General features: G+C 72.1%; 9 protein-coding genes and 1 pseudogene. 8 read left to right on the top strand and 2 right to left on the bottom strand.

The window, feature by feature from the left end; translation table 11 throughout:
- Positions 1-34: 34 nt before the first annotated feature.
- Positions 35-1,396: pseudogene (locus AB8Z36_RS24760) on the top strand (glycoside hydrolase family 30 protein); the annotation flags it as partial.
- An 11-nt stretch (positions 1,397-1,407) separates the two neighbouring features.
- Here the strand turns inward: AB8Z36_RS24760 and AB8Z36_RS24755 are convergent.
- Complete coding sequence (locus AB8Z36_RS24755; protein WP_369215576.1) at positions 1,408-1,851, bottom strand: hypothetical protein; 444 nt, start codon at positions 1,849-1,851, stop codon at positions 1,408-1,410.
- A 266-nt stretch (positions 1,852-2,117) separates the two neighbouring features.
- Here AB8Z36_RS24755 and AB8Z36_RS24750 point away from each other — a divergent pair, with 266 nt between their 5' ends.
- A complete protein-coding gene (locus AB8Z36_RS24750) occupies positions 2,118-2,879 on the top strand; it encodes a L,D-transpeptidase family protein (protein ID WP_369215575.1) in 762 nt (253 codons plus the stop codon).
- A 51-nt stretch (positions 2,880-2,930) separates the two neighbouring features.
- Here the strand turns inward: AB8Z36_RS24750 and AB8Z36_RS24745 are convergent, their stop codons facing one another.
- Entirely contained in the window at positions 2,931-3,515 is a 585-nt protein-coding gene (locus AB8Z36_RS24745; RefSeq protein ID WP_369215574.1) for a pyruvoyl-dependent arginine decarboxylase, read from the bottom strand.
- Positions 3,516-4,015: 500 nt separating this feature from the next.
- Between AB8Z36_RS24745 and AB8Z36_RS24740 the strand changes: the two genes are divergently transcribed.
- The 6 genes from AB8Z36_RS24740 to AB8Z36_RS24715 all read left to right on the top strand — a co-directional run.
- Complete coding sequence (locus tag AB8Z36_RS24740) at positions 4,016-4,549, top strand: universal stress protein (protein WP_369215573.1); 534 nt, start codon at positions 4,016-4,018, stop codon at positions 4,547-4,549.
- Positions 4,546-5,055, top strand: a complete 510-nt coding sequence (locus AB8Z36_RS24735; protein WP_369215572.1) for a hypothetical protein — start codon at positions 4,546-4,548, stop codon at positions 5,053-5,055. Before AB8Z36_RS24740 ends, AB8Z36_RS24735 begins: the two co-directional genes overlap by 4 nt.
- Positions 5,056-5,134: 79 nt before the next feature.
- Complete coding sequence (locus AB8Z36_RS24730) at positions 5,135-5,680, top strand: EF-hand domain-containing protein (protein WP_369215571.1); 546 nt, start codon at positions 5,135-5,137, stop codon at positions 5,678-5,680.
- Positions 5,681-5,725: 45 nt separating this feature from the next.
- Entirely contained in the window at positions 5,726-6,268 is a 543-nt protein-coding gene (locus tag AB8Z36_RS24725; protein WP_369215570.1) for a DUF1707 SHOCT-like domain-containing protein, read from the top strand.
- Between the two features lie 49 nt (positions 6,269-6,317).
- Positions 6,318-6,599 carry a hypothetical protein gene (locus tag AB8Z36_RS24720; RefSeq protein WP_369215569.1) on the top strand — a complete coding sequence of 94 codons (282 nt, stop codon included), beginning with the start codon at positions 6,318-6,320 and terminating at the stop codon, positions 6,597-6,599.
- Positions 6,600-6,674: 75 nt separating this feature from the next.
- The coding region (locus tag AB8Z36_RS24715; protein WP_369215568.1) for a helix-turn-helix domain-containing protein at positions 6,675-6,962 on the top strand (288 nt) is incomplete at its 3' end.

Below are 6,962 nucleotides of genomic sequence, written 5' to 3'. Positions count from 1 at the left end.
CGMSASRMSSGCSGWSYYGGCGGCGGCCCTCGCCCTGACCGGCACGACCATCGCCTACGCGGCGCAGGACGGCACCCCGGGCCCGGCCGCCGCCGACTCCGCCCGTGTGTGGATCACCACGGCGGACGGCGGCAGCAAGCTGCGGGACGCCGGTTCCACCCCCTTCACCGGTGGACCGCGTCCGACGAACATCCAGATCAACCCTTCCGCCAGCGGACAGAAGTTCACCGGAGCGGGCGCCTCGGTGACGGAGGCGTCGGCCCACCTGATCCAGCAGCTCCCCGCCGGAACCCGCGGCTCCCTCCTGAAGTCGCTCTTCTCCCGCGACGGCGACGGCATCGGCCTGAACTACCTGCGCCAGCCGCTCGGCACCAGCGACTTCAACGCCGGGAGCGGCTTCTCGACGTACGAGGACACCCAGGGCTCGTTCTCCATCGCCCGGGACAAGCGGGAGACCATCCCCGTCATCAAGCAGGCCCAGGCGGTCAACCCCTCGATCCGCTTCATGGGGACACCCTGGTCGGCACCCGCCTGGATGAAGACCAGCAGAAGCCTCCAGGGCGGCAGGCTCGACCCGGCCCACTACCAGCACTTCGCGGACTACCTGGTCAAGACGGTCAAGGCCTACGGCGCCGAGGGGATCAAGCTCAGCGAGCTCTCCGCGCAGAACGAGCCGGAGTTCGAGACGAGCTACCCCTCCATGGGGATGACCTCGTCCGAGCAGGCGAACTTCCTCAAGGTGCTGGACAGGACGCTCACGGCCAACGGCCTGCCCACCAACCTGCTGGCCTACGACCACAACTGGGACCACCCCAATTACCCGCTCGACGTCTTCGGCAGGACGTCCGGGATGTCCCGGCTGATCGGCGCGGCCTTCCACTGCTACGGAGGCGCCCCGGAGGCCCAGCAGCAGATCCGCGACGCGGGCAAGCGCGTGTTCTTCACGGAGTGCTCGGGCACCGACTCCTCCGACACCGCCAACACCTTCAAAGACAGCCTGAAGTGGCAGGCCGAGAACCTCGTGGTGCGCAACCTGCGCGCGGGCGGCGAGACCGTGGTGACCTGGAACCTCGCGCTCGACCAGAACGGCGGCCCCCACCAGGGCCACTGCTCCAACCGGTGCAACGGCGTGGTCGAGGTCGCGGGCGGCAACGTCACGCGCAACGCCGAGTACTACATGCTCGGCCATCTCTCGAAATTCGTCGATGTGGGCGCCACCCGCATCGGCTCCACGGCCAACGGCACGATCCAGAACGTCGCCTTCCAGAACCCCGACGGTGAACGCGTCCTGTACGCGGTGAACACGGGCTCGTCCTCGCAGCAGTTCTCCGTCACGGACGCCGGACGCTCACTGACGTACACGCTTCCGGCGGGCGCGGTGGCGACGTTCACCTGGCAGTCCTGACCTCATCCCTGGGCGTGGGCGCAGGTCCGCCTGGTGCGGGCCTGCGGCATGCGCATGCGGTGGGCCAGGTCGCGGGTCATCCGCTGGGTGAGGCAGCTCCGCCAGGCGACGTCGGGGTAGCACGCGCGCAGGTGTGAGACCGCGCGCGTGCCGAGGCCGCTGTCCCGCAGCGGGGCGGTGACCTGGATCTCGGTGATGAGGCCGCTCGCACACTGTTCGCACACCTCGTAGGTGAGCTGGCCGACCACCCGGCGGGTGTACACGAGGAGCAGGCTGTGCGCCTCGGCGACCGGTGCCGGGGCGTGGATGATCTCGACGTCGCGGTAGGCGAGAATCCGGCGGTGCAGCCGCCCCCGTCGGCGACCGGCCCGGGCGTGCCGCGGGGTTCTGCGCCGCTGGATGGCGCGTGCGAGAGATTGCGGCACCCATTCACGTGTCTCTGGCATGGAGTGCGGTTACCCCCGGGACCCGAGTCGAATCACGAGGCGCTCGCTTCCGCCGCCGTCCCGGCGACGGGAGCGTGCGGGCCGCCGCTTCGGCGCCGACGCGTCCGCAGCCCGTTCGCCGTAGTGCCGCACGGCGACCACGCCGTGTCCACGGCTCGGCTCCACGACTGCGGACGCCTCGGAGGCGATACTCACCACGCAAGCGTCCGCGCCGAACCACCAGCCGCACGGAGCAGCCTTCCGCAGCGGCGCGCAAAGGATCCGCCATGCGTCGTGCCACAGCCCGCAGCGTCTGCCTGCCCGTGCTTGTCGCCGCCTTCTGCCTTGCCGTCGTCGGCTGCGGAAACACCCCCGCTCCCCGCTCCGCCGGCCAGTCCGCCTCGTCCGACTCCATCTCGGGCCACCCCGGTCCCGGCCCCGCCAACGGGCCGGATACCCGGATTCCCGGCCTCGGCCCGGCCACGCAGGCGGCGATCGCGGCGGACACGCGGCAGGTCCTCGTGGTCTCCGGGGGCCCGGTGACCAGCCCCAGTTACTCCTCCGCCTCGCTCTACACCCGCAGCGGGCGTACGGGCTGGCGTCGCGAGGCGGGGCCGTGGCAGGCCCGCAACGCCGCGCGCGGCTGGACACGGGACCACCGGGCTGACGACCTGCGCACCCCGAGCGGGGTGTTCCGGATCGGTGACGCGGGCGGCCTGCTGCCCGACCCCGGTACGCAACTGCCGTACGACCGGAGCGAGGAGTTCCGCGAGCCGGGCACCGGCTTCTACGGCGAGTCGCTCGAAGGCACCTTCGACTACGTCCTGGCCATCGACTACAACCGGAAGCCAGGTACCTCCCCGCTCGACAAGACCCGTCCCCTCGGGGAGGAGAAGGGCGGCGGAGTCTGGATCCACGTCGATCACGCGGGACCCACCAAGGGCTGTGTCGCGCTTCCGCGCGACCAGATGCGCCAGTTGCTGCAACTCCTCGAGCCGCGCGAGCGCCCCGTCGTGGTCATGGGGCCGCAGGCGGATCTCGCGCGCTGAGTCAGGGGGCGGCGGCCACCCGTACGCAGAACCCGTACTCCGAACCGGTGCTCAGAAGAGGAAGACCAGCGAGGCGACGATTTTTATGTGGTCCCCGTTCTCCGGTCCGACGGCGTCCACGGCCGCCGCGTGGACCGTGACGGTCTTGCCCGAGATGACATAGCGCTCCCTCTCCGGGCGGTACTGACGGTCGGCGTGGAAGCCGAGATCGCCCAGTTCCAGGGCCACGGCGGTCAGGGCCGTGCGCGCCGCCTCCGCCGCCGCCTGCGCCGCGTCCTTGCCGACGGCGTCCGCCTCGTGCACCTCGGCGACACGTCCCGGTGCCCTGCCGTCGGGGAGGGCCACCGCCACCGAGGCGCCGATCCGCCTCCCCGGCGTGCTCGTCTCGGCCAGCGCCTGGACGGTGAAGAGGATCTGCCCGTCCTGGAGCAGGCGGGTGCCCTCCTCCCGGGTGAGCAGGGCGCAGTCGGGCGGCACGCGTCCCGCGACGCGCACGCGGCTGACCCGGCCGAGACCGGCGTTGAGGTACATCAGGTCGTGTGCCTGCGGTTCGTGACGGTGACGGCCCACGCCGGTGGTGAGGTACATGCGCGTGGGAATCAGCGCGCGGCCCGGCGGCGGGGGGTCGTGCGTCACGTGCGGCTCCTCCTGGCGTTCGGTTCCGGGGCCGGGCCGCGCGTGCGGTACGGCGGCGTCGGCGGCGCTTGTTTGGCCGCTACACGAGTACCCCTGACATGCCAGGGATACGGAGGGCGCGCGAGGCACACGAGACCGCCGCGCACACCACCGCGCGCGGGGGGTCCCACGCGACGTGGCGGGCGCCGTGGCCTTCGGCAGCGGCACGTTTCCCGACCGGTTGCCCGGGTTCGGGTCCGGTCTCGTACGGGCACAACAACACGGGAACCCCCTGAACGTGCCACAAGTGGGCGGGCGGCGTCCTGGGCAGGGCGCGCGCCATGCTCCGATGCCGGTCAGCCGAGTCACGACGTACCGCTGAGGGCCGATCTGGTACGGCGTCAGGAACGCATCAGCAATCCTGCCTCCCGTGTCAGAGCGGCATCAGTGGCACCGCATCGTTCGACGGCTCGGCGCTTGCCTTGAGACAGCCGGAAACGGCAGACAGGGAGGGTGCGCCGATGCGCGAACCAGCGAGTGGAGCACGCCGTCGGGTCGTGGTCGGTGTGAGCGGCAGTCCCGGCAGCCTCACGGCGCTGCACCGGGCCGCCGAAGAGGCCCGGCTGCGGGAGGCGGAGCTGTGGGCCGTACTGGCGTGGAAGCCGATCGACGACCTCACCCGCCGCTCGCACCAGTCGCCCCCACCGGCCACGGACTACCGCTCCGTGGCCGTGGAACGCCTGCGGAACATCCTCGACACCGCCTTCGGCGCCATGCCGCCGGGCGTCCCGCTCGCCGGTCTCACCGTGTGCGGCACGACCGGCGCCGCGCTGGTGGACGTCGCGGGGCACCCCCAGGACGTGCTTGTCGTCGGCAGCAGGCGGGGCGGTCTGCTGCGCCGCTCGCTGCTGCCGTCGGTGGCGCGCTACTGCCTGGCCCACGCGGTCTGCCACGTGCTGACGGTCCCCCCGTCACCGCTCCAGGCCGACCTGACCGCCGCGCGCCGGCGCAACATCTGGCGCATCCGCCTGGACACACGGGAGCTGGCCGGATGACGCCACTTCGCGCGCACGACGCACGCCCGCCACGAGGCACCGTCCCGGCCGTCGGGGTCGCCGCCTCGCTCCTGGTGCTCCTGGAGGGCGTCGACGCGGTCGCCAGCTCCCTCACCCTGACGCGGGCCCTGCTCTGGGCGGCGTTCGGCGTCGTCCTCTTCGCCATTCTGTGGCCGACCCACGTCACGGCCGCCTCGGGCCTGCTCACCGCCCGCGGCCTCGTCCGCACCCGCCGTGTCCGCCTCGACCGGCTCGTCTCGGTCGCCTGGCACGACGGTGTCGCGCAGCGCGTCATCCTCTGCGACACCGACGGCAACCGTCTGGAGTTCGAGCCCCGTCTCCTCGCCGCCGATCCCCTTCTGTGGCACGCGCTGCGCACGGGGGTCCGCACCAGCACGGCGCGCGGGACCCTCACCACCGGCCGCGTGGCCGTGCGGCGGCTCTCCCTGCGCATCGACCGGCAGCCCGCCCCGTCGATCCCCGCACCGCGTCGCCCGCCGCAATGAACCATCGCCGCCTCTCGTACGTCTGCTACGTCGAAGTGCCGTCCATGAGCTCCACGATCCAGCGAGAGGCGCGTGACGCATGATGACGTCCGATCCGCTCACCCGTCGGCTGCGGCGGCTGTTCACCGTTCTCGACACCGACGGGGACGGCTTCGTGACGTGGCGTGATCACGAGCGGGTCGTGGACCGGTTCGCCGCCGGTTACGCGCTGGAGAAGAGCGACACCAGGATCAAGGACCTGGAGCGGGCGTACTGGACGCAGTGGTTGGGGCTCCTGGCGCAGGCCGCCCCCGGGCGCGACCGGCTGTCGACGGACGACTTCGTCGCCGCGCACCGCGCCGTGGGCTACGGCACCCGGGCGGCGGGGCTCCTCGACGACCTCGCGCAGGCCGTCTTCAACGTCCTGGACGTCGACCGCGACAAGCGGATCAGCAAGGACGAGTTCGCCAGGTACCTGGACTTCTGCGGGATCTCGGGCGCGGACGCCGCGCTCGTCTTCCGCCGCCTCGACCTGGACGGCGACGCCTTCAACTCCCAGCACGAGGTCGCCAAGTCCCTCAGCGCCTTCCACCTGTACAACGACGACCTCACCACGCCCGGCGGTGTCTTCCTCGGCCTCGGCTGACGGGTCCCGGGACGGCTCGGCCGGGTCGGCACTACAGTGAGCCCGGTGACCTCCGCACCGGAAAACCCGCTGTCGCCGATCGAGCAGGACGCCCGCGAAGCGGCCGTGCGGCGCCTCCAGGAGGCCTACGCCGAGGGGCACATCACGCACGCGGCGATGGACGAGGGCCTGGACGGGGTCCTCACGGCGGCGACGCACGCCGACCTCGCGTCGGTGCTGTCCTCGCTGCCGCGCGAGAAGGCGCCGACCACGTCCACGATCGCCGCCGCGGGGGGACGCATCCGGCGGCGCGGCGCCTGGCGGGTGCCGCGCAGGCTCACGGTCGAGTCCGCCTTCGGCGCGGTGCACCTCGATCTGTCGCGGGCCGTCTTCGAGGGCCCGGAGGCCGACATAGAACTGCGGCTCGGCACCGGCCGGGCCAGGATCACCGTGCCGCGCGACGCGGTCGTCGACATCGAGGGACTGCACACGGGCTGGAAGGACCTCCGCTACCGCACCCGGCAGCCCTCCCGTCCCGGCGGACCGACGATCCGGATCTCCGGGGTCATGGGGTACGGACGGCTGAAGATCCGCCACGCGTGGCGCTGAGTCACCGCCCGATCCCGTGACCCGGCGCGCCGCCACGCGTTTGCAGGGCATGCGAAAGATCATCACCTGCGGTCTGCTGGCCGCCGCCGCCCTGTCCGCCGCCACGCCCGCCCTCGCCGAGACCAAGGTCGACCTGGGCAACGGCCTCGACGCCACCAGCGCCGGGAACTTCACGGCCGATGTCGCCTGCGGCCGGGAGCTGCCGGTCGCCCCCGGCGTCGGCGCGTGGCTCAGCGAGAACACCAACCTCTGCGAGGACGACGGCCCGATCGCCCGCACCGTCAGCGGCGTCCAGCCGATGACGAGTCAACGCACGGTCCTGCCGCTGTAGGCACCGGCCGGGCGGGTACGAACTGGCAAGCAATGACATTGTCGGAGCGCGCGGGCGGGCGCCACGATCGTGCGTATGGGAAATCAGGGAAGCGCTGGGCCCGAAGAGGTCCAGGACGTACAAACCCTGTCGGAGTCGCTGCGCCGCCTCAAGAAGCGCTCCGGCCTTTCGTACCGGCGGCTCGAAGAGCGTGCGGCGGCGGCCGGGGACATCCTGCCGCGCAGCTCCGTCTCCGCCATGCTCAGCCGCGACGCACCGCCCAGGGCCGACCTGCTCATCGCCTTCGTCAAGGCCTGCGGCGACGGGGACCGGGTCGCGGAGTGGACCGAGGCCAGGGAGCGGGTCATGGCGCCCTCCCCGGAC

The sequence above is a fragment of the Streptomyces flavofungini genome (genome assembly GCF_041028215.1).
GTDB classification, from domain to species: domain Bacteria; phylum Actinomycetota; class Actinomycetes; order Streptomycetales; family Streptomycetaceae; genus Streptomyces; species Streptomyces flavofungini_B.
This window is presented reverse-complemented; position numbering and strand designations above follow the sequence as displayed.